Source organism: Ensifer sp. SSB1 (genome assembly GCF_016652895.1).
GTDB lineage: Bacteria > Pseudomonadota > Alphaproteobacteria > Rhizobiales > Rhizobiaceae > Ensifer.
On record NZ_JAEPRP010000081.1, the window covers coordinates 1 to 20212 of the forward strand.

Genomic DNA, 20212 nt, shown 5'->3' on the forward strand with positions numbered 1-20212 from the left:
GAAAACCTGTTTCGCCGCAGCGCCTCCGGCCCGACCGGGCGGCTGCGCGTCGACCTGCCGAGCCGCATCGGCCGGCTGATCGTGGCACCGGCGCTGCCGGAGTTCCTGGCGCGTTACCCCGGCATCGACATCGATCTCGGCATGACCGACCGGGCCGTGCACCTGATCGAGGAGAGCGTCGACTGCGCGCTGCGCGTCGGGCCGCTTGCCGATTCTGGCCTGATCGCCCGGCCGTTCGGCACGCTGCGGCTGATCAATGTCGCAAGCCCCGACTATCTTGAGCGCCATGGTACGCCGAAAACGCCCACCGATCTCGTCGAACATTTCGCGGTCAACTATGCCTCGCCCTCGAGCGGCCGGGTGGAGGACTGGGAGTGGATCGAAGGCGGTGCGGTGCGCACAGTGGCCGTTGCCGGCCGGGTCAGCGTCAACAGCGCCGAAGGCAGCATCGCCTGCTGCCTTGCCGGCCTCGGTCTCATCCAGATCCCGGCCTATGACGTGATCGACCACTTGAAGGATGGGCGCCTCGTGGAGGTGATGCCCGACCATAACGCGGCCCCCATGCCGATGGCGCTGCTCCACCCGCACCGCCAGCACCTGTCGCGCCGGCTGAAGGTGTTTGCCGACTGGCTGGAGGGGCTGATGCGGGGCGTGATTGCGGCGTGAGGGGCGTGCTGGCGTGGTTCGCGTGCCCTAGCTGATCGTCTGCATGCAGCGTCGACCGTTCCACGGCAGGAAGTCCGATCCGCCGGCGTTCCATCTGCCGGTGAATTCGGAGAAATCCGGCGTGAACGTCACGACCAGCTGGCCGTAGCCGTATTTGTCGCGCCACATGAAGGTTCGGGTGAGATCGCTGCCGTCGCCATCGTCGCCGGTTTCGGCAAGCTCGCCCTCGACGGCGTTGCCCTGATCGGAGAACATGTATTTCCCGATGACGGTGCCGCTGGCATCGGTCTCGAAGTGCGTTTGCGCGTCCGACAGGACGCCGGCGGAGGAAAGTTGGCCGCAATAGGTTCCCGAAGGCGCACGGCTTGTCTCGCCCGCCATCGCGGCAGGGGCAAACGTGGCTGCGAGCAGGATTGCGGCGGTCCATGAAATCGTTGCTGTCAACGCGGCACCTTTGCGTGTCGGGCATGTTGCGGCTGCGTCGCCACGCGGCAGCGACTCGGCGCCCGCTGCCATGGGCGGTCATCGCCGCCTCAAAATCAAGGCGCTCATGCATTCCTTGCCGGAGCGCTCACCACGCCGTTGCCGAAAGGGCGGACTTTCCCGGCGGCGGGAACCGCCAGCAGGCAAGCGCCTGAGAGGCAGAAGCCGGCCTTTAAGGCTCCCCGGCGGCCTCTCGTGCTTGCGGCGACTGGCCGGGCTCAGCGGGCAGTTCATCCCCCTTCCTGAATTTTAGTTTTCCTGAACCGATACGCCATCCTGGCCAATCTTGATTTCGACGCCCGGCTTCGTCTCCTCCTGGTAGATATAGATGCCGAGGCCGACGACCGCGACAGCGAGCAGGGCGATGACGAGATAGAGGCCGTTTCGGTTCATTCAGAGCTCCTGTGTTCGGTTTTGTCAGGGAAATAGGAGCTTCATCAGGAAAGACAACAGGATAGCGGCTGACGCGACAGCCGAGGCAGTCCTCGGCCTTTCTTTGTTCCGGTCTGCGGGGCATCTGGATTTGGCGCCAGGGGCGGTCGATGGTGGCGTTTACGGCACTCATGCGTCCATCGCCAAAGCCGTCCTGACGGCTCGTCTCCACCTTGCGCCCAGGAGCGGTTGAGCCGCCGCTTTTCGTCTGGCGATGGGGTGGAAGGGGCATGTCGTTGGGGACCGGACAGGACCGGGGATTCGTGTGCGGCATCACGTCGCTACGTGCGGCATGATCTGGACGATTCAACCTGCCGTGGTCATGATGGGCAAACACAAGGAGGCTCTGATGATTTCTCGCATCGTCGCTTTTCTTCGCCCGGTCAGTGTCGCGGCCACGATTGTCATGGCAGCCATTGCGATCCTGTGCTTTTGGGGATTTCAGATCGTATCCTGGGAGACCCTTTGGAAGTTGTTCTTTTCCTACCTCGCCCTGATGATCGCCTCGTCGCTTATTTGTTACATCGACGACCCGAAGCGGCTGACTGGCCGCGGCTGATCTCGTCGGAGCTAGGGGTGCGAACGCTGCCCGGACCCTGGCGATCCTGCCTTAGAGCCAACCGCAAGCCCGACCAGCGATCCTCAAGGCCGAAGCCGGTGGTTTCCTGCCGGGAGCTAAGGATTGCCGCATGACCGACCCCCTTATTGAGGAAGTCTCCGGCTTCGTAAAAAGGCGGATCCGGGCGGTGGTTGCCCGGACCTCGTTTTCCTGTCGAGCGCTGTGCGTCACGATGAACGCACAAGGGACGCTCACACCGAGCGCGTCAGGCCGCCGTCCACCTTCAGGTTCTGGCCGGTGATGTAGCCGGCGCCTTCGGAGGCGAGGAAGGCGACGGTGGCGGCGACTTCGGCGCTGGTGCCGTAGCGCTTCATCGGCACGGCGTCGCGGCGCTCTTCGGTTGCCGGCAGGCTGTCGATCCAGCCGGGCAGCACGTTGTTCATGCGCACATTGTCGCCCGCATAGGTGTCGGCGAAGATCTTGGTGTAGGAGGCAAGGCCGGCGCGGAAGACGGCCGAGGTCGGGAACATCGCCGACGGCTCGAAGGCCCAGGCGGTGGAGATGTTGACGATCGAGCCGGCCTTCTGCTTCTGCATGATCGGCGCCACGAGGCGGACCGGGCGGATGACGTTCATCAGGTAGACGTCGAGGCCGGTGTGCCACTGCTCGTCGGTGATTTCGAGGATCTGGGCGCGCGGGCCGTGGCCGGCGCTGTTGACCAGCACGTCGATCCGGCCCCATTTTTCCATGGTCAGGTCAACCAGGCGCTTGAGGTCGTCGTTCGACTGGTTGGAACCGGTGACGCCGATGCCGCCGAGTTCAGCGGCCAGGGCCTCGCCCTTGCCCGAGGAAGAGAGGATCGCGACCTTGAAGCCATCGGCGGCAAGACGCTTTGCGCTCTCTGCCCCCATGCCGCTGCCGCCGGCGGTGATAACGGCTACTTTTTCTACTGCCATGTGTCCATTCTCCTCGTCGCATTCAGGATGATGCCGGATTTTGCGGCTCTCGTGATTGAAATACCATCTCCTTCATGCGACGACGAGAAAGTTTCGCTTTCAAGTGGCAGTAGAAAAACTATCGGATGAGTGACGCACCGGGAAAGCTGCCCTCGTTGAATGGGCTGAAAGTGTTCGAGGTGGCGGCACGCCATCTGAACTTTCGGCTTGCGGCCGAGGAGCTGGGCGTCACGCAAGGGGCGGTCGCCCAGCAAATCCGCGGACTGGAGGCCGAGCTCGGCGTCAAGCTCTTCGAACGGCTGCCGCGCATGCTGGCGCTGACGGGCGAGGGACGGGCCTATATCGCCGATGTCCGGCGGGCACTCGACATCATCGCGCGGGCGACCGATGGGCTGAAGCCGCAGCCGGTGCGGCTGACGATCAGCACCACGCCATCCTTTGCCTCGAAATGGCTGATCCCGCGCCTGCCGGATTTTACCGCACGCCATCCCGATCTCGACCTGCATATTCTTGCGACCGATCGCATGTCGAATTTCCAGGCCGATGGCGTGGACCTGGCGGTGCGCTACGGGCGGCCGCCCTTTGGGCCGGGGCTCGCGGTGGAACTGCTCTTCGAGCAGGAGATCGTTGCGGTCTGCAGCCCGATGCTGATGGCCGGCCGGCCGGTGCCCGCGACCGCGGACGAGCTTGCCGGCTACACGCTGCTGCACGATGCGCATAATTTCTGGCCGGAGTTCATCGAGCGGCATTTCGGCGGCAGCCGGCAGGCCTCGTTCAAGGGCATCAGCTTCAACCAGACCTCGCATGCGATCGAGGCGGCGATCGCCGGGCAGGGCATCGTGCTCGCCAATGGCGATTTCGTGGCGCAGGACATCGCCGAAGGCCGGCTCATCCGTATTTTCGCGGGGTCGATGTCCGGGCCCTCGGATTTCTATCTGGTCTGGCCGCGCTACCGCAAATCCCCGCAGTTGCAAACGGTGATCGCCTGGATCAGCGAGGAAGCGGGCAAGGCGCGGGCGCACGCCTCGGTGTGATCTCGCGCTTGGCTCTGGTCTCTGGTCTCTGGGCTCTGGGCTCTGGGCCTGGTCAGGGGGCGCAGGGCAGTATCGAGCCGGTAGAGCAGCGTGTGAAAGGCGCCTTTGCTGGGCTTGCGCCCCGGCATCTTGCCGATGATGCGCCGGATGTCCTGCGATGCGGCAGCGATCGCGGAGCGCAGCTCGGTCTCCATGCTGAAGGCTTGGTCTTCCGCGCCGAGCGAGAGCGCCTGGATGGCATAGGCGGCGGGGCCGAGGATGTGGTTGATCTGGTGCGGCGTTTCGATCGGGTGGGTGTAGGGCGCACCGGCAGCGCCAATCGCCGCGCGCGCGGCCGCCTTGGCGGCGGGATCGTCAACCGCGCGCGCCGCCGCTTGGGCGCTCCAGGCCGCCTTGCGCAAGGTCGCGGTGCGCGGGCCCCCTTCAGCAAAGGCGAGGGCCGCGGCAATCGCCTCGCGCGGGCGACTGTCGCCCGGCACCGCCGCCTCGAAGAGCGGAAGCGCGCGTTCGGCGCAGAGGATCGCCCAGCGGGTGATGTGGCGCAGATCGTCTTCAGTCAGGAGCGGCGCGGGGGCTTCGTCGGTCATTGGATGCGACTTCGTTGTGCAGACGGGGGCGGCAGGTCCAACGGAATGCCGGCGGTTTTGTTGACCGGCCTGACGTCTCCGAGAGGCTCAGCGCTCCCAGCCCTCCGTAAACGGAAAGCGTTCCGCCCACAGGGCCGAAAGCCTGGGATCGGCGTCGACGCGGCGGATCGGTTCTGCGAGCGCGGGCGCGACCTGATAGAAGCGACGCCGGCCGGGCGACCAGCGCGAGGCGGTGGCCACATAGAGGTCGAGCACCGACAGTTCCTCGCCGAGCAGGTATCTGCCCGGGCGCAACTGTGCACCCATCCGCTCCCAGCAATGGGCGACCCGGTCGAAGATGCGCGCTTTCACGGCCGCGTGGTCCTCGGTCTTTTCGATGATGCGCGAGGGATTGTCGGCGATCCAGTAGAGGGCATAGATGGCCGAGGATACGAAGGTCATCCACCGCAGGAATTCCGCTCGCGCCGGGTCTGTCGGCGCCGGCGCGAGCCGTCCGTCGGGATGGGTATCGGCCAGCCATATCAGGATCGCCGCACTTTCCGTCATCAGCTCTCCCGTCGGCAGCACGAGGGCGGGAACCTGCGCCAGGGGATTGATGCGGGCGAGCCGGCTTGCTTCCTCTTTTCCCGCCCAGGGGGCATGTTCTTCCACGCGATAGGGCAGGTCGAGAAGGCGAAGGGTTGCCTCGATCGGAACGGATCCGGAGCCTGATGCTCCATAGACGACAAACGGCTCGGCCAACGATTTTTCTCCCTGCATGACCCAGGCCGGAACGCAAAGTCCGGCCGCTTTCATTCCATACTCCGGGTTGTCGCATGGATCGTCGCCTTCGCGCTATAGGCGATTCTCTTGTGTTGTGCGGGGAATCGGATACCGGCTCGGCGGGTGGCAGACACGGATCACGGCCGCACCGGGACTGTGCAATTCCCATCGGGAGCGCGGCTTGCGCCAGGCGCTCAACACGGGCAGGACGAAGCGATGCCAAAGGAAAGTACCGACGCACCTTCGTTCGGGTTCGACCGATCGAACATGTTTGAGCCGCTTCTGCGGGCCGACCCGTCCTTTGGCGAACCCTGGGCGGCGTTCCAGGAAGAATACCGTGACGACGACCATCCGCCGCTTTACCTGGCTTTGGCGGAGCTGGCCCGCCACCTGGTCAGGAAACTGGAGGCCGGTGACACGCGCCGGTTCGGGGCCGTTTTCGATGTGGTCGAACGCTGGCACACCAACGGCGACGGCTATGTCAGGGAGGCGGCAACGATGGGGCTTCTCGAGGATTTGCAGAACGCAAACCTTCACCGCGAGACCAGACCTGACGACTTTGTGCGATGGCTTGGGCCGGAAAGTCTCGTCTGGTGGGTTCGGGTTCGCGAATTCTGGACGCTTGGAAAACCAATGGCTTGAGCGCCTGGGGCAAGCGAAAGGGGGCGTGAGCGCCTTTCTTCTCGCACGGATCAGGCGGAAATGGCTATAGTGTTGCTCGGCGGGGAACGGAGCGATATTGCACCTGCCGCCGAGTTGCATCGAGCCATACCGCTACGGAGTTCCAGAGATTGAGCGTTGCCTTCACCAAGGAAGAGAGTGCCGAAACCGCCGCCGAGACACTGTTGCCGGATCGTCCGATTTCGCCGCATCCGAACCTGGTGACGGAGGCCGGGCTGAAGGCGCTGGAGGCGCAGATGCAGGAGGCACGGGTCGCCTATGAGGCGGCGGCCACGATCGACGACGTGAACGAGAAGCGCCGGCAGCAGGCAGGCCCCTTGCGCGACGCGCGCTATCTCACCGAACGGCTGCGCACCGCCCAGCTGATGCCGGAACCGGTTTCGACCGAGGTCGTCGCCTTCGGCAGCACGGTCACCTTCAGCCGTGACGACGGGCGGGTGCAAAAGTACCGGATCGTCGGCGAGGACGAGGCGGATCCGAAGGCCGGGTCGATCTCCTATGTCTCGCCGGTCGCCCGGATCCTCATGGGCAAGGCGGTCGGTGACGTCATGAGCGTCGGCGATCAGGAACTCGAAATCACCGCGATCGCCTGAAAGCGATTTCCGAAAACGGTTGAGAGTGGTTCCCATCCGGGCTGCGCCGTTCCCGGCGGCCGTGGCCATCGGAGGGAGACGTGTGCCTATTATCATCGCATACGATTTAATTGCTTCCTATTGACATTGATGCGCATCGGCATTTATATCGCATCCGATTTAATGTTGCGGCATGGCCGTGGATGGACAACGACACCGGGCCGCTCCAGGCGCCGTCGGCAAGGAAGAAGCGCATGCACAGCAGCGACGCTCAACACGCTCAGGCCTATCGCGAGTTTACGCACGTGCTCGATCCCAAGGTCTATGAGCCGCTGCCCGGCGACTGGCTGATCGGGATCACCGATGTGGTGAATTCGACCGGGGCGATCCGGGCGGGGCGCTATGAGGACGTCAATTACACCGGCGCCTCGGCGATTGCCGCCATCGGCAATGCCTGGGGCGACTTCGATTTTCCCTTCGTCTTTCGCGGCGATGGCGCGGCCTTTGCCCTGCCGCCGGAGGGGGCTGCGACCGCGGCCACGGCGCTGCGGCAGGTTGCGGCCTTCGTGAAGGATCGGTTTGGTCTGGATCTTCGTATCGGCCTGCTGACGGTTCAGGAGATCCGTGCCGGCGGGCAGGACGTGCGGATCGCCCGCTACGCCGCTTCGGACGTCGCCACTTACGCGATGTTTGCCGGCGGCGGGCTCAAATGGGCGGAGCAGCAGCTGAAGAACGGGCATTATCGGCTGCAGCCGGAGATGGATGGCGGCGAGCCCGATCTCACGGGGCTTGCCTGCGAATGGCGGCCGTTTGCGAGCCGGCAGGGCCAGATCCTGTCACTGCTCGTCGAGCCCACCGACCGCGTGACGCCCGAGCGTTTCGCGGCTCTCGCCAGAGATGTCATCGCCGTTTTCGACGAAGGGCCGCGGCAGTCGCATCCGCTGCCGAGCGTAATGGGCGTGCCGAAGGACGAGCGCGTGCGGGTTGCGCCCGAGCGCTGGGCGGGCGTTGCCGCCAATTCGGACTTCCGCAAATATGATGACGGCCTGCGTCTCACGGTCGATTGCGCGGTCGAGCAGATCGACCGGGCCGAAGCGATCCTGGTTGCCGCGCGGGCACGGGGCGAGGTCATCTTCGGGCTGCACCGGCAAAGCCACGCGCTGATGACCTGCCTGGTGCCATCGGCCCGGCCCGATGCGCATCTGCATTTTCTCGATGGCATGGATGGCGGCTATGCCAAGGCGGCGGAGATGATGGATCCGCGCAAGCGTCTTAGCGCTTAGCCCGACGAACAAGAGCGACATTGCGGGACGCGCTCACGCATCCCGGCCGCCGCCATCATTCCCTCTATTCTTTCCGTGAACCCGGCTGCGTGGCGTCGAGCAGGTTGTCACGCAGCTTGGCGACAGACAGCTGCACTGTTGCAAAGTCGTCGCCGAGGCCAATCGCGTCGGTCAGTGCCGCGCCAGGGTCGGCATCCACGAGCGCCTGGCCGGCGGGCGTCAGGGTGAGGCGCACCTGCCGCTCATCCGCGGGATCGCGCCGACGCTGCAGGTAGCCGTCGGCCTCGAGCTTCTTCAGGATCGGCGTCAGCGTATTCGATTCCAGGAAGAGCTTTTCGCCGAGCATGCTGACCGTCTGGCCGTCCTCTTCCGAGAGCGCCACCAGGGTCACGTATTGGGTATAGGTCAGCCCCAGCTTGTCGAGCAGAGGCTTGTAGGCGCGGCCGAAGGCGAGGTTTGCGGAATAGATCGCGAAGCAGAGGAAGTTGGAGAGCTTCCTGCCGCCCTTGGCAGACGTGGTCTGCGGGCCTTTCGTTGTCTTGGAGCCGGGCATTGGGGTGTCCTTTTTTTCTCTTTCGTATCTGGACTTAATATAAATCGTATCCGATTAAATCGCAATGGTGTTGACGGGATGTTCGGCTTCATCTATATACATCGCATCCGATTGAAGCGGATACGCTTTAAATATCAAACAGAGAGGAAAATGACATGACCGAGAAGCTCCTTTTCACCGGCAAGACCCACAACACCGGCGGCCGCGACGGCGGCACCGTGAGCCAAGACGGTATCTTGGAACTGAAGCTGTCGCAGCCGCATCCGGCCGCGGAAAACCTGTTCGGCGCCGCCTGGTCGGCCTGCTACATCGGCGCGATCGAGCTTGCTGCGCTGCAGCGCAAGGTGAAGCTCCCGGCCGGTCCGGAGGTTGACACCGAGATCGATCTCAACGTCAACGACGGGTCCTACTTTCTGCGCGCACGCCTGAATGTCCGCCTGGAAGGCCTCGACCGCGACGTCGCCGAAGAAATTATCCACGCCGCCCACGACATCTGCCCGTACTCGAAGGCAGTTCGCGGCAACATCGACGTCGAGACCAATCTCCTCTGAGATCGGGTGCAGTGCGGCTACTGTCAGTCCGGGCAAATCATGTCCGCGGCCGCGCTCATTGCTGCCAATTCGCAGCCGACGGACGCCGACATCGATGCAGTGATGGCCGGAAACATCTGTCGTTGCGGCACCTATCCGCGCATTCGCGCCGCCATCAAGCTGGCAGCAAAGGGGTGATGCGATGTCCATTTTCGACAGGGCCGACTTTGCCGTATCCCGCCGCCAGCTTCTGATCGGCGCAACGCTGACAGGGGCGGGGCTGATGGTCGGCCTCAGGCCGCCCACGGCCGCCGCCGCAACCGAACCGTTCGCGCCGAATGCCTTCATCCGCATTCCGCCCGAAGGCAAGATCACCTTCGTCATGCCCTCCGTGGAAATGGGGCAGGGCATCTACACCGCGGTCGCGATGATGCTCGCCGAAGAGCTGGAGGTCGACCTCGATCAGGTGGTGCTGGAACATGCGCCCGCCGATCCAAAGCAATATGCCAATCCGCTGCTCGGCGACCAGATCACCGGCGGCTCGCTCGCCATCCGTGGCATCTACGAGCAGATGCGCAAGGCGGGTGCCACGGCCCGCATCATGCTGGTTGGCGCTGCGGCGCGCGATTGGGGCGTTTCGCCCGACGCCTGCAAGGCGGAGGCGGGCCATGTGGTCGAGACTACCGGCAGCCGGCGCGCGGCCTACGGCAGCCTGATCGCGGCCGCGGCATCGTAGGCCGTTCCACAGGAGGTGCCGCTGAAGCCAGCATCCAGCTACCGGGTGATCGGCAAGCCGGTGCGCCGCCTCGACAGCCCGGAAAAGGTCAACGGCACGGCGAAATTCGGTATCGACGCCCGGCCGCAAGGTGTGCCCTACGCGGCGATCGCGATCTGTCCGCACTTCAACGGCAAGCTGCGCGCGGTCGACGAGGCCCAAGCCATGGCGGTCAAGGGCGTCTCCCAGGTGGTGCGGATCGAGGAGGCCGTCGCGGTTGTTGCCAACAATACCGGCGCGGCGCGAAAGGGCCTCGCAGCCCTTTCGATCGAGTGGGATCCGGGGCCGAGTGCCGGAGTTTCGCAGGCCGAGCTCGAGCGCCGCATGGATGCGGCGATCGACGGCAAGGCCCTGCCGCATCTGCATGAAGGCGATGTCGCCAAGGCCGAGGCAGAGCATGGGCCGGTGCATGAATTCGTCTACCGCATGCCGATCCTGACCCATTCCGCCATGGAGCCGATGAATTGCACGGTGCATGTGAGGCCGGATGGTTGCGACGTGTGGGTTGGAACGCAGATCATGAGCCGGGCAAGACAGGCGGCGGCCGATGTCACCGGCCTGCCGGTCGAAAAGGTCGTCGTGCACAACCACCTGCTCGGCGGCGGCTTCGGACGGCGGCTCGATGTCGACGGCGTGATCCTGGCGACGAAGGTCGCCAAACAGGTGAATGGTCCGGTCAAGGTGACCTGGAGCCGCGAGGAGGATATCCGCCACGACTGCTATCGCTACCTCAACTACAGCAAGGTCACCGCGACACTCGGACCCGACGGCATGCCTGTCTCCTGGCGGCACCGGGTCATTGGTCCCTCTGTGATGGCGCGCTGGCTGCCGGCCTTCACCAAGGGCGGGGTGGACCTCGACCAGATGGGCGGGGCGGAATCACCGTATTCGATCCCGAACAAGCAGACCGATTTTGCGCGCCACGAGGCGCCCGACGGCATGCTGACCGGCAACTGGCGCGGCGTCGGAGCGACGCGCAACGTGCCGCCGGTCGAGTGCGGCATCGACGAACTGGCTGAGGTGGCCGGCATCGATCCGCTCGAATATCGAACGCGGCTGCTGCAGCACAAGCCCAGGCTTCTCGCCGCGCTCAACCTCGCGGCCGAAAAAGCAGGCTGGTCCGCGGCGCTTGCGAAAGGCAAGGGGCGGGGCATTGCGATTGCCGAGGATTTCGGCAGTTTCGCCGCCATGATCGCCGAAGTCAGCCTTGGTGAGGACGGCCAACTGAAGACGGACCGGATCGTCTGCGCCGTCGATTGCGGCCAGGTCATCAACCCGGACACGGTGGAGGCGCAGATCCAGAGCGGCGTCGTCTATGGATTGAGTGCTGCGCTCTACGGCCGCATCACGGTCGAAAACGGCGCCGTGGTCGAGGGCAATTTCGACGATGCGCCGGTCCTGCGCATCCACGAGACGCCATCGATCGAGGTGCATATCGTGCCGAGTTCGGAAGCGCCGGGTGGCATAGGGGAGGCCGGAACGCCGGGTGTGGCGCCGGCGCTTCTCAACGCGATCTACATGGCGACGGGCAAGCGGTTGAGAACGCTGCCGATAAACCAGGCCGATCTGCGGAGGGTGTGACCATGTTCAGGCGAACACTTGCGCTTCCGCTTGCCGCCGCTCTGGCCGTCGGCGGTCTTATTGCTGCCTTTGATCCGATCAGCGGTTACGCCGAAACACCCGGTGGCGGTGCGTTGAAGCCGGTCGCCGAGTTCTCTTCGATTGCCGATGCCAGCGCGCGCTCGAAGGCAATCTTCGCCGAGGCGAGCCGGGTGCTGACGCATCCGCGCTGTATCAACTGCCACCCGGCAACACGCAGCCCTACACAGGGCGAGGACATGCACCCGCATGTGCCGCTGATGATCGCCGCCGATAGCTCGATGGGGCCGGCTGGCCTTGCCTGCAGCACCTGCCATGGCGCGGAGAATCGCCAGATCGTCGGCAGCCGCCTCAAATCCATACCCGGCAACGCCCATTGGCAGCTGGCACCCGAAAGCATGGCGTGGCAGGGCCTGAGCGTTCGCGAAATCTGCGAGCAGGTGAAGGATACGGAGCGCAACGGCAACCGCTCCCATGCCGATCTCGTCAAACACATGGGCGAGGATCACCTGGTCGGCTGGGCCTGGCATCCGGGCGAGGGCCGCAGCGCTCCGCCCGGCTCGCAACCGGAGCTCGCCGCACTGATCGCCGCCTGGGTGGAGACGGGTGCGGAATGTCCGGACTGAGCTCTGGCTCATGCCCGAACTGAGCGGGCATGATATCTCCGTGGCATTTCGTGGCGTGCTGCGCACATGCGGCACTGCGTACGTTGACGCAGGAGCTATCGCCAGTCGGACCGAAGCCTTCGGTCGCGACTTGACAACGGGCGGGGACTGTTCGACTTTCCTCGCCATGTCCTGCCGCCTCGCAAAACTGACGACTATGAAAAAAGCCCCGCTTTCGGGGCTGTCGGTCGTTGCGCGCAGAGCATAGCAAGCACAAGGATCAGATCGACCCCGCCGGTTCGGACGGGGCTTTCGCTTGCGCTCTCCGTCTCCGGTTTTTGAAGGAGATGGAATTTCATGGAAGGCACAGGTTCAACACGACCGCCGGCACCGGGTGGCCTCTGGCTGCCGCTGATCACGCCGTTTCGCGATGGCGAACTCGATGAGCGCTCGCTCCGTCGGCTGGTTACGCACTACGCCGCAGAGCCGATCGACGGTTTCATCCTTGGCGCCACCACCGGCGAGGGCATGGCGCTCGACGAGGGCGAATGCGAGCGGCTGGTTTCGGTGACGAATGAGACGCTCAGCGCTGCGGGCAGGCGCATTCCGGTCTATTTCGGGCTCTCCGGCAGCGATACGCGCAAGACTGTGAAGGCGCTTGCGCGCACCGAGGCGTGGGATGTCGACGGCTATCTGATCGCCTGCCCCTATTATACAAGACCGTCGCAGCGCGGACTGTTTGCGCATTTCTCGGCGCTTGCCGATGCCACGGACCGGCCGATCCTGATCTACAACATTCCCTATCGGACCGGCGTCAACCTCGGCAACGAAACGATGCTGCAGCTTGCGGAGCGGAGAAACATCGTCGGGGTCAAGGATTGTTCGGCCGACGCGGCGCAATCCTTCGATCTGCTGCGCCACAAGCCGCAGGATTTTGCGGTGCTGACCGGGGAAGATCCACTGTTCTACACGGCGCTCACCCAAGGGGCGGAAGGCGGGATCACGGCGTCCGCCCATGTGCATACCGCCGCATTTGCCGCCATTCGCAACAGATTGATTTCAGGCGATCAGCCGGGCGCGCTTGCCGACTGGCAGCGTCTCGCCGATCTGCCGCGGCTGCTCTTTGCCGAACCGAGCCCGGGGCCAATCAAGCATTGGCTCTGGCGCGCCGGTCTGATCGACAGCCCGGAAATGCGCCTGCCGATGGTGCCGGTGAGCGACGAACTGGCGGCGCGGATCGACCGGGCGATGAAGGTGCAGGCGTCCTGACCTGGCGGCATCGCCCGACAGCGGCCCGAACGGCTGGGGCGTTCGGGCCGGCATCACATTTCTCTTTCCCGAAGGACATTGATGGTTTGAGGGCGTTGATCGGCCGAGCGCCGGTCAGCGCCAGAAGCGCTTGGCGTCGATCACGTCGTCGAGGGCGTTCTGCGCGTGATCGATCAGCTTGTCCTTGTCGGTGTGCAGGACCAGCGTTTCGGCATCCGGGTGACCTTCCAGGCCGATCTCGTCGAGCACCTGCGGGCCGGAAACGAGGTCGTTCAGCGTGCCGAGCCGGTCCTGCAGGCCGGTCATGGCATCGATGAAGCGCCCGTGGCGCCTGGCGCCGCGCTTGTCGTCAAAGAGCGTGGCGAAGAACTCGGCGGCATAGCGCAGCTTCTTTGCATCCTTGCGGGCCTCGTGCCGCTGCTCGTCGCTGACCTTGGCCAGCGCGCGGCCGTGTTTCTTGAGCTTACGGCGTGCGCGGTCGAGAACGGCTTCGGCAAAATCGACCACCGGCTTTTCGCGAAGCTCGGCGGGAGCGACCGACAGATAGCCGCCGCAGTGCAGCCACTCATGGAGATCGAGCAGGAGGGCGCGGCCGCGCGCCCCATCCAGCGCCTCGAAGACGTCCGCGTAGCGGGCGCTGCGGGCCGACTTCAAGCGCTCGCGCAGTTCCGGCTCCGGCTGGCGCGTCAGGAGAACGTCGACGTCGCGGGCTCTGCCGAGCACGCCGGCCAACCATTTCAGCTCGCCCTTGAGGCGCTCGCTCTCCGCGTCGCCAAGGATGTCGCGGTAGAGCGAGATGGCCGAACGCAGGCGGCGAAGGGAGACCCGGGCCTGGTGCAGCGCCTCCGGGTTTCGCCGCACGCGCAGCACGTCCTCGTTCAGCCGGTAGTGCCGGAGACAGGCAAGCGCGATGGTGCGGAAGCTCTTCGCCACGTACATCTCGCGGTCGAGTTCGACCGGCTCGGCCTTGAAGACGATCTGTTCGGCATCGATCAACCGGAAGCCGCGCTCGGCCTTCGACATGACGCCGAAGCGGATGGGAACGATCGCCTCGATGCGGCGGGCAAGGGTGAAGAGCGCCTTCGGGTCGCCGTCCTTCAGCTCGAGCTCGACTTCGCCGACGGCGGTCTGGCGGCTGCCTGAGGTGATCATGCCGCGGTCGAGCACGACTTCGATCCGCGTGCCGTCCTGGTCCACCTCCCAGGTGCTGCGCTCGACCTCGACGGTGAACTGCGGCTCCAGATCGTCGGGCGTCAGATCGAAGACGGCGGCAAGCGGAGTGGTGCGGTCGACGACGGGCTCGTCTGCGGAAAGCGGCTGTTCCCACTCCGGTCGGGCAAAAATCGATGCACCCGGGCCGGTCGCCTTGATTGTCTGGATGCGGGCGGCGCCGACCGTGCGGATGCGCAGGGTGAAGCCCGCCTGGTGAAGGTCACGGGCGCTGGTATCGAAATAGACGGACCGTTGCTCTTCGACGCGCGCCGGCTCACCCAGGAGACCGGACGCGGCGAAGCGGGCAAGATCCTCGGCAGAGAGCGCGAGCTTGAGTTCGATTTCCGTATTCAAACCTTCCTCCATGGGCGCGGGGGCTATGTACCAACGCCATTTGAGCACATTGGTTCATGGTTTGAATGACATGGATCATGTCGCGGGCGCAGGAACGTAAAGGCGATCGCCGGAAATCGCACTTGCCGCGACATGAGAGGCCGGCAACGACATCAGGCCCGGTATTTGCGGCTTGATGCCGGGAGCGGTGCCCGGCCCACCAACGGTGAATTGACCTAACGCTTTGTAATGGCCGAACTCCCGGACGGAAAACCGCTTCGCACTTTTCTTGGAATTGCTTTAAGCTCCCGGCATTTCATGCCACGGAATTGATAAATGTCGCTTCGCCTTGCCACCTTCAATATCGAAAACCTTTTGAGCCGCTTCGATTTTTCCGGCTTTCGCAACCAACTGAAGCAGGATCGCGTGCTCAGGCTTTTCGACGTGAAGTCCGAGGCCGAGTACCAGCGCCTGGAAGAAGCGCGCACCATCGCGCATACGGACGATACGCGGCAGATGTCGGCGCTGGCGATTGCCGATTGCGATGCCGATATCCTGTGCCTGCAGGAAGCCGACAACATGGCCTCGCTGCAGGCCTTCGAATACAACTATCTCTTCCGCATGGTCGGCAGCGGCTATCGCCAGAAGTACCTGATCGAGGGCAATGATTCGCGCGGCATCGATGTTGCCGTGCTGATGCGCGAGGAGACGCGCGACGGCCAGCCGATCGAGTGCCTGGATGTGAAGAGCCATGCGGGCCTGACCTATGAGGATCTCGATCTCTTCAACGACCAGATCGCGCTCACCAATCGCCCGGCTGACCGGATCTTCAAGCGCGACTGCCTGGAGCTGGACCTAAGGATCGGCGGGCGGCCGCTGACACTTTATGTCGTGCACTTCAAATCGATGGGGCCGGCGCGCGAAGGGCTTGATGGCCGGCAGGCGACAATGCCGCTGCGCGTGGCGGAGGCCAGCGCCGTGCGCCACATCATCGAAAGCCGCTTCGGGCGCGGACGCACCGCCGACAAGATGTTCGCGATCTGCGGCGATATGAACGACTACCAGGAGAAGGTCAACATTCTCGGCGACCGGCGCAACGGCTACCAGTTCGTGCCGCATGAGGAGGACACGAGTTCGCTCGACGTGTTCAGCCACGATGGCTTTGCCGAAAACCCGATGTTGCGCCGGCCGGTGATGGACCGCTGGACGCTGTTTCACAGCCGCGGGCCGCAGGAGCGGCACCTCTGCCAGCTCGACTATATCTGGCTGTCGCCGGCACTTGCCAAGCGTAACCACGCCCAGGTGCCCGAGGTCATTCGCGGCGGCCAGCCTTTCCGCACCATCTTTCCGCCGGGGCTTGAAGTGGAGCGTTATCCGCGCACCGGCTGGGACCGACCAAAGGCGTCGGACCATTGCCCCGTGGCCATCACCCTGGACGTGTGATCATGAGCACAATTGAGAGCAACACGGCGGCGTGGCCGGCCGAAGGCGCCATCATTCCGATCGACGACGTCGAGATCCGCGTCAACGGCGCGGTGCATCCGTTTCACCTGGAGGAAGTTGGCCGCGCACAGGAAAACTGGCAACGCGAGATCGCTGCCAACCCGCATCTCTTCGACGGCCGCATGGTGCTGCAGCGGGCGCTGCGCATCAAGGACGGGCGCGTGAAAGGCGAGGGGCATGTGGTGCCCTATTCGACCTTTCTCTGGTGGCGGAAGACGCGGATGGAGGGCGCCTTCCATCTCTTCGCCATGCCGGCGATCCTTTCATCCGACGGAGCGCTGATCCTGGTGCGCATGGGATCGCACACCGCCAATCCGGCCCGCGTCTACAGCCCCTCCGGTTCGCTGGAGCCCGAGGACGTCGTCGATGGCCGCTGCGACATCGACGGCAACATCCGCCGCGAGGCGCTTGAGGAGACCGGCATCGATCTGGCGTTGGCAAGCGCCGAACCCGGCTATCACCTGTTGCACATGGACCGCGCCGTGACCGTCATCCGTGTCTACCGCTATCCGGAAAAGGCAGCAGCCCTGGTCGCCCGCGTCGCGGCACATATTGCCGTCGATCCGGAGCCCGAGATCGACGAGGCGATCGCGATTTTCGGCCCGGATCCGGGGGCGTACAACTATCCGCCGTTCATTCCGCCCATTCTCGACTGGCTGCTTAAGCGAAATGGCCCGCTCTGATTTTGAGTCAGCCGGGCGGTCTAATGGTTTGATTTCGTGAGGCTATGGCGCCTGCCGTCCGAGCGGCGGCGAGAGGTGGATGCGTGCCGTCCAGCTTCAAGCGCGCGCTCTGCTGCGCCGGCAAGGTGTGCGCCGACGGAACCGCAACTAAAGAAATCGTGATCCGTGCCGAGTTGTGTACCGGTGCTTTTAAGCCTTGCCGCACGCGTCCCGACGCTGCAAAGTTTGGGGCATATTCGCAAGGGGACATGAATGGCGCTGAGCTACGCGATCTACGACGTCTTTACCGACAGGCAACTCGAAGGCAATCCACTGGCTGTGGTCTTCGGCGCCGATTGGCTGGACGACGAGGCGATGCAGGCGATCGCGCAGGAATTCAACCTGTCGGAGACCGTGTTCATCCGCAGGCCCGGCGGCGCGGCGCATACGGCCAAGCTGCGGATCTTTACCCCCAGCCAGGAACTGCCCTTTGCCGGACATCCGACGGTCGGTGCGGCCATCGCAATTGCCGAGGCCCAGCACGGCGCGACCGAGGAGGGGATCGACCTCGTGCAGGTGCTGGAGGAGAAAGTGGGGCCGGTGCGCTGCGCCGTCCGCCTCAAGCCCGGGACGGCGAGCTTTGCCGAATTCGACCTGCCGCGCAAATCGGCCCGCATCGATGCCCGCTTCGACCGGCAGGCGATCGCCGATGCGCTGAGCCTGAAGCTTTCGCAGATCGGCTTCGAGAACCACGTGCCTTCGTTCTGGAGCGCCGGTGCGCCCTTCGTCATGGTGCCGGTGCACGACGTCGCGGCGGTTTCCACGATCGAGTTCGATTCTTTGCGCTGGGAGCAATTGACGCCGATGGCGGAGGGGCGGCTGGCTTCGGCCTATGTCTATTGCCGCGGCGGTGTGAACCATACGGCGCGCTTCCATGCCCGCAAGTTCGGCCCCGGTGCCGGCAACCTCGAGGATCCGGCGACCGGCTCGGCCGTGGCAGCCCTTTCCGGCGCCATCCATTTTTTCGACCAGTTCGTGGACGGCCATCATCCGGTGCTCGTCGAGCAGGGGGTGGAAATGGGGCGCCCGTCCTTCATCCACCTGCATCTGGATATTGCAGGCGGAGAGATCAGCAATGCCCGCATCGGCGGTCACGCGGTGAAGATCGCAGCCGGCGAACTCTACGTTTGAAGCTCCCGCACAACTTGAAGTCTTTGCTTCAATCGCGATCTTTGGGGCTTGGTCACGGGCTTGAGTCGGGGATTGAACTCATGTTGCAGACCTCTTCCGACATCGCCGCACGCTGAACGCAGTCGCAGGCCGTCTCCCACTGCGCCAGGGACCTGTACGGGCTTTCGCCCGCGCCGAGCGTGTCGAAGCATTCAGGCTGATCGCTTGGGCCGAAAAAGCGCAGGCTGCGCGTGCCATAGTCACGATCGACGGCGCCCAGGTAGCGCCACTTGGACGAGTCGGTGCGCTTCGCCTCGACACTGTCGACTTCGGTTGGTTCTCTGCCTTCGGGAACGGCGATGAATGTGGCAACACCGCCGGCGCCCAATGCGGCAATCCAACCTTCGGAGGTCAAGTACAGGCCCGTCCGTTGGGCAGGCCCCCAATCTTCCCACATCCATTTGTCGAAGGCGCCGAAGGGCGTTTTGACGCTGACGTAATAGTCATCACCGTCCCGGCCTACACGCACCGTGGCCTGACTGTTCGGGAGTGAAATCTCCACAGCGTCACGATTGGGCAGCAGGAGCAGGCCAACCCCCAACAGGATCGCGGTCGTGATCTTGTTCCGGCGGACGAGCCCGAAGATGCGGTTGCCGAGATTACCAGCGTTCACGAATGATCCCCGCCGACTGCGCGCTACCATTGGTCGCCAGCACCGAACGAGATTCGCAACCAGTCTCAATCACCGGTAACCGACAATATGAAGATTCTTTGAGAAAATTAAAGAAATCAGCGCTTTAGGAGTTTTGGTGGGTGATCACGGGCTCGAACCGTGGACCCGCTGATTAAGAGTCAGCTGCTCTACCAACTGAGCTAATCACCCATCCATGGCGTCGCTTTAGCGCACGACCGGACGACACTCAAGAGGGTAATTGCGTCACGCGATGAGAAACCCACAGCCGCTTCGATCTCCCGGCGGACGACTCTGGCTCTGAGTTCCGTTGCATTCGCTTTACCCGCCCTCCCGATCAGCGCACGTCGATGAACCGGCCGCGCAGGTCGAAGCGGCAGTTGAAAAACTGCGCCCTGCCGCCGCCGCTGTCGTAGTTGCCCTGCACCCAATAGTACCGGCCGCTCTGGAAGGCCATGTTCACGGTGATCCGGTTGGGACGGACACCGAATGCGGCCGATGCCTCGCCCTGGCAGAAGCGCGGCATCATCCTCGTGTCGACGCGATCCGGCTGCTGGGTGTCATCGTACTGCGGCGGGCGTTCCGGTCTCGGACGATTGTTGCCACCGCCGGAGACAACACGGCAGACTCCATTGCCAGCGCCCCGGCGCGTGTAGCTGATCGATGGCGAGCCATCCCGGTTGACGCTGATCGAGACCGTCGTTCGCCCCTGGCTTGCTTCGTAGTAATCACTGCTGAATCGCCGCAGGCGCGCCTGGCTGCCGTTGATGAAGACCGGCCCACCCCGATCCGCGTGCACCTCGATACGGCCGGGGCACGTTGCATTGAAGAAGGGCACTTCGGCGTTCGCTTCGGTAGCAATGCCGGCAAGCACGCCGACGAGCATGCCAATTGCGATCGTGCTGCGCATAGGGATGTCCTCTCCACTTGTGGCTGCCGTTATTGTGCCGTTCCGCTGCAAGTATGCCGAGCGTGAAACTCGCGTCAAACGCGTCTTTCGTCGCACCTCGTTTCCTGCCTGCACCTCTAGAAGGCGCGCGGCTACTTCCTGAAGAACACCGAACAGCCACGCGGGACGTTGTCCACAGGGCTCTTCGTCGCTCCGCGAGATTTTTCAAAAGATTTTCACAAAGGCGCTGGACAACCCAACCGAACGCCTTTATACGCCCCCTCACGACAGCAGCGGGACACACCGCAGCGGTCGCGGATGGGTGATTAGCTCAGTTGGTAGAGCAGCTGACTCTTAATCAGCGGGTCCACGGTTCGAGCCCGTGATCACCCACCAAAACTTCTCC

At 64.1% G+C, this 20212-nt stretch carries 23 protein-coding genes, 2 tRNA genes and 1 pseudogene; 16 read left to right on the plus strand and 10 right to left on the minus strand.

Features of this window, described 5'->3' with window-relative positions; translation table 11 throughout:
- A partial coding sequence (locus I8N66_RS20030) for a LysR substrate-binding domain-containing protein (protein WP_291156992.1) occupies positions 1–666 on the plus strand: 666 nt, incomplete at its 5' end.
- Between the two features lie 27 nt (positions 667–693).
- Here the strand turns inward: I8N66_RS20030 and I8N66_RS20035 are convergent.
- Both I8N66_RS20035 and I8N66_RS20040 read right to left on the minus strand, forming a co-directional pair.
- On the minus strand, positions 694–1110 hold the full coding sequence (locus tag I8N66_RS20035) for a hypothetical protein (RefSeq protein WP_291156994.1): 417 nt from the start codon (positions 1108–1110) through the stop codon (positions 694–696).
- A 288-nt stretch (positions 1111–1398) separates the two neighbouring features.
- Positions 1399–1542 carry a hypothetical protein gene (locus tag I8N66_RS20040; RefSeq protein WP_223724708.1) on the minus strand — a complete coding sequence of 48 codons (144 nt, stop codon included), beginning with the start codon at positions 1540–1542 and terminating at the stop codon, positions 1399–1401.
- 331 nt (positions 1543–1873) lie between these two features.
- Here I8N66_RS20040 and I8N66_RS20045 point away from each other — a divergent pair, with 331 nt between their 5' ends.
- On the plus strand, positions 1874–2140 hold the full coding sequence (locus I8N66_RS20045) for a hypothetical protein (RefSeq protein ID WP_162768933.1): 267 nt from the start codon (positions 1874–1876) through the stop codon (positions 2138–2140).
- 251 nt (positions 2141–2391) lie between these two features.
- On the opposite strand, the gene I8N66_RS20050 is transcribed toward I8N66_RS20045, so the two are convergent.
- Entirely contained in the window at positions 2392–3096 is a 705-nt protein-coding gene (locus I8N66_RS20050; protein WP_291156999.1) for an SDR family oxidoreductase, read from the minus strand.
- 125 nt (positions 3097–3221) lie between these two features.
- Between I8N66_RS20050 and gcvA the strand changes: the two genes are divergently transcribed.
- Positions 3222–4130 (plus strand): transcriptional regulator GcvA, encoded by a 909-nt coding sequence (gene gcvA, locus I8N66_RS20055; protein WP_291157001.1) that lies wholly within the window; start codon positions 3222–3224, stop codon positions 4128–4130.
- On the opposite strand, the gene I8N66_RS20060 is transcribed toward gcvA, so the two are convergent.
- Together I8N66_RS20060 and I8N66_RS20065 are read right to left on the minus strand one after the other, a co-directional pair.
- Positions 4046–4717, minus strand: a complete 672-nt coding sequence (locus tag I8N66_RS20060) for a putative immunity protein (protein WP_291157003.1) — start codon at positions 4715–4717, stop codon at positions 4046–4048. The genes gcvA and I8N66_RS20060 overlap by 85 nt on opposite strands.
- Before the next feature lie 87 nt (positions 4718–4804).
- Complete coding sequence (locus I8N66_RS20065; RefSeq protein ID WP_291157005.1) at positions 4805–5512, minus strand: glutathione S-transferase family protein; 708 nt, start codon at positions 5510–5512, stop codon at positions 4805–4807.
- A 183-nt stretch (positions 5513–5695) separates the two neighbouring features.
- On the opposite strand from I8N66_RS20065, the gene I8N66_RS20070 reads away from it, so the two are divergent.
- The 3 genes from I8N66_RS20070 (at position 5696) to I8N66_RS20080 (ending at position 8015) form a co-directional block, all read left to right on the plus strand.
- On the plus strand, positions 5696–6121 hold the full coding sequence (locus I8N66_RS20070) for a hypothetical protein (protein ID WP_291157007.1): 426 nt from the start codon (positions 5696–5698) through the stop codon (positions 6119–6121).
- Between the two features lie 149 nt (positions 6122–6270).
- Positions 6271–6753 carry a transcription elongation factor GreA gene (greA, locus tag I8N66_RS20075; RefSeq protein WP_113540500.1) on the plus strand — a complete coding sequence of 161 codons (483 nt, stop codon included), beginning with the start codon at positions 6271–6273 and terminating at the stop codon, positions 6751–6753.
- A gap of 233 nt (positions 6754–6986) precedes the next feature.
- Positions 6987–8015: a DUF3095 family protein gene (locus I8N66_RS20080; protein ID WP_291157010.1), complete on the plus strand. Its 1029-nt coding sequence runs from the start codon at positions 6987–6989 to the stop codon at positions 8013–8015.
- Between the two features lie 64 nt (positions 8016–8079).
- Here the strand turns inward: I8N66_RS20080 and I8N66_RS20085 are convergent, their stop codons facing one another.
- Positions 8080–8568: a MarR family transcriptional regulator gene (locus I8N66_RS20085; RefSeq protein ID WP_291157012.1), complete on the minus strand. Its 489-nt coding sequence runs from the start codon at positions 8566–8568 to the stop codon at positions 8080–8082.
- Positions 8569–8723: 155 nt separating this feature from the next.
- On the opposite strand from I8N66_RS20085, the gene I8N66_RS20090 reads away from it, so the two are divergent.
- The 6 genes and pseudogenes from I8N66_RS20090 to dapA all read left to right on the plus strand — a co-directional run bounded on the left by I8N66_RS20090 (position 8724) and on the right by dapA (position 13346).
- Entirely contained in the window at positions 8724–9119 is a 396-nt protein-coding gene (locus I8N66_RS20090; protein WP_291157014.1) for an Ohr family peroxiredoxin, read from the plus strand.
- 6 nt (positions 9120–9125) lie between these two features.
- Positions 9126–9296: pseudogene (locus I8N66_RS20095) on the plus strand (2Fe-2S iron-sulfur cluster-binding protein); the annotation flags it as partial.
- 4 nt (positions 9297–9300) lie between these two features.
- Positions 9301–9834 (plus strand): molybdopterin cofactor-binding domain-containing protein, encoded by a 534-nt coding sequence (locus I8N66_RS20100; protein ID WP_291157016.1) that lies wholly within the window; start codon positions 9301–9303, stop codon positions 9832–9834.
- A gap of 15 nt (positions 9835–9849) precedes the next feature.
- Positions 9850–11454 (plus strand): molybdopterin cofactor-binding domain-containing protein, encoded by a 1605-nt coding sequence (locus I8N66_RS20105; protein WP_291157018.1) that lies wholly within the window; start codon positions 9850–9852, stop codon positions 11452–11454.
- A gap of 2 nt (positions 11455–11456) precedes the next feature.
- Positions 11457–12098 carry an Isoquinoline 1-oxidoreductase subunit gene (locus I8N66_RS20110; protein WP_291157020.1) on the plus strand — a complete coding sequence of 214 codons (642 nt, stop codon included), beginning with the start codon at positions 11457–11459 and terminating at the stop codon, positions 12096–12098.
- 336 nt (positions 12099–12434) lie between these two features.
- A complete protein-coding gene (dapA, locus tag I8N66_RS20115; protein ID WP_291157022.1) occupies positions 12435–13346 on the plus strand; it encodes a 4-hydroxy-tetrahydrodipicolinate synthase in 912 nt (303 codons plus the stop codon).
- Between the two features lie 114 nt (positions 13347–13460).
- Here dapA and I8N66_RS20120 read toward each other — a convergent pair whose 3' ends face one another.
- Positions 13461–14912: a CHAD domain-containing protein gene (locus I8N66_RS20120; RefSeq protein ID WP_291157024.1), complete on the minus strand. Its 1452-nt coding sequence runs from the start codon at positions 14910–14912 to the stop codon at positions 13461–13463.
- Between the two features lie 315 nt (positions 14913–15227).
- Between I8N66_RS20120 and I8N66_RS20125 the strand changes: the two genes are divergently transcribed.
- The 3 genes from I8N66_RS20125 to I8N66_RS20135 all read left to right on the plus strand — a co-directional run bounded on the left by I8N66_RS20125 (position 15228) and on the right by I8N66_RS20135 (position 18247).
- A complete protein-coding gene (locus I8N66_RS20125; RefSeq protein ID WP_291157025.1) occupies positions 15228–16334 on the plus strand; it encodes an endonuclease/exonuclease/phosphatase family protein in 1107 nt (368 codons plus the stop codon).
- A gap of 2 nt (positions 16335–16336) precedes the next feature.
- The gene (locus I8N66_RS20130; RefSeq protein WP_291157027.1) at positions 16337–17077 is read left to right on the plus strand and encodes an NUDIX hydrolase; all 741 of its coding nucleotides are present in this window, start codon (positions 16337–16339) and stop codon (positions 17075–17077) included.
- Positions 17078–17329: 252 nt separating this feature from the next.
- A complete protein-coding gene (locus I8N66_RS20135; protein WP_113540510.1) occupies positions 17330–18247 on the plus strand; it encodes a PhzF family phenazine biosynthesis protein in 918 nt (305 codons plus the stop codon).
- Between the two features lie 52 nt (positions 18248–18299).
- Here I8N66_RS20135 and I8N66_RS20140 read toward each other — a convergent pair whose 3' ends face one another.
- The 3 genes from I8N66_RS20140 to I8N66_RS20150 form a co-directional block, all read right to left on the minus strand.
- Positions 18300–18899, minus strand: coding sequence for a hypothetical protein (locus tag I8N66_RS20140; RefSeq protein WP_113540511.1), 600 nt, complete (start codon positions 18897–18899; stop codon positions 18300–18302).
- 134 nt (positions 18900–19033) lie between these two features.
- Positions 19034–19109, minus strand: a tRNA-Lys gene (locus I8N66_RS20145).
- Between the two features lie 145 nt (positions 19110–19254).
- Positions 19255–19827: a hypothetical protein gene (locus I8N66_RS20150; protein ID WP_223727742.1), complete on the minus strand. Its 573-nt coding sequence runs from the start codon at positions 19825–19827 to the stop codon at positions 19255–19257.
- A 299-nt stretch (positions 19828–20126) separates the two neighbouring features.
- On the opposite strand from I8N66_RS20150, the gene I8N66_RS20155 reads away from it, so the two are divergent.
- A tRNA-Lys gene (locus tag I8N66_RS20155) sits at positions 20127–20202 on the plus strand.
- Positions 20203–20212: the final 10 nt, after the last annotated feature.

What these genes read in the sequence shown, in the direction of transcription:
- I8N66_RS20090 (WP_291157014.1), top strand. Translation starts at nt 8,724, where the DNA reads ATGACCGAGAAGCTCCTTTTCACCGGCAAGACCCACAACACCGGCGGC.
- I8N66_RS20045 (WP_162768933.1), top strand. Translation starts at nt 1,874, where the DNA reads ATGATCTGGACGATTCAACCTGCCGTGGTCATGATGGGCAAACACAAG.
- I8N66_RS20130 (WP_291157027.1), top strand. Translation starts at nt 16,337, where the DNA reads ATGAGCACAATTGAGAGCAACACGGCGGCGTGGCCGGCCGAAGGCGCC.
- dapA (WP_291157022.1), top strand. Translation starts at nt 12,435, where the DNA reads ATGGAAGGCACAGGTTCAACACGACCGCCGGCACCGGGTGGCCTCTGG.
- I8N66_RS20135 (WP_113540510.1), top strand. Translation starts at nt 17,330, where the DNA reads ATGGCGCTGAGCTACGCGATCTACGACGTCTTTACCGACAGGCAACTC.
- gcvA (WP_291157001.1), top strand. Translation starts at nt 3,222, where the DNA reads ATGAGTGACGCACCGGGAAAGCTGCCCTCGTTGAATGGGCTGAAAGTG.
- I8N66_RS20100 (WP_291157016.1), top strand. Translation starts at nt 9,301, where the DNA reads ATGTCCATTTTCGACAGGGCCGACTTTGCCGTATCCCGCCGCCAGCTT.
- I8N66_RS20050 (WP_291156999.1), bottom strand. Translation starts at nt 3,096, where the DNA reads ATGGCAGTAGAAAAAGTAGCCGTTATCACCGCCGGCGGCAGCGGCATG.
- I8N66_RS20150 (WP_223727742.1), bottom strand. Translation starts at nt 19,827, where the DNA reads ATGCGCAGCACGATCGCAATTGGCATGCTCGTCGGCGTGCTTGCCGGC.
- I8N66_RS20110 (WP_291157020.1), top strand. Translation starts at nt 11,457, where the DNA reads ATGTTCAGGCGAACACTTGCGCTTCCGCTTGCCGCCGCTCTGGCCGTC.
- I8N66_RS20060 (WP_291157003.1), bottom strand. Translation starts at nt 4,717, where the DNA reads ATGACCGACGAAGCCCCCGCGCCGCTCCTGACTGAAGACGATCTGCGC.
- I8N66_RS20070 (WP_291157007.1), top strand. Translation starts at nt 5,696, where the DNA reads ATGCCAAAGGAAAGTACCGACGCACCTTCGTTCGGGTTCGACCGATCG.
- I8N66_RS20065 (WP_291157005.1), bottom strand. Translation starts at nt 5,512, where the DNA reads ATGAAAGCGGCCGGACTTTGCGTTCCGGCCTGGGTCATGCAGGGAGAA.
- I8N66_RS20040 (WP_223724708.1), bottom strand. Translation starts at nt 1,542, where the DNA reads ATGAACCGAAACGGCCTCTATCTCGTCATCGCCCTGCTCGCTGTCGCG.
- I8N66_RS20085 (WP_291157012.1), bottom strand. Translation starts at nt 8,568, where the DNA reads ATGCCCGGCTCCAAGACAACGAAAGGCCCGCAGACCACGTCTGCCAAG.
- I8N66_RS20080 (WP_291157010.1), top strand. Translation starts at nt 6,987, where the DNA reads ATGCACAGCAGCGACGCTCAACACGCTCAGGCCTATCGCGAGTTTACG.
- I8N66_RS20125 (WP_291157025.1), top strand. Translation starts at nt 15,228, where the DNA reads ATGTCGCTTCGCCTTGCCACCTTCAATATCGAAAACCTTTTGAGCCGC.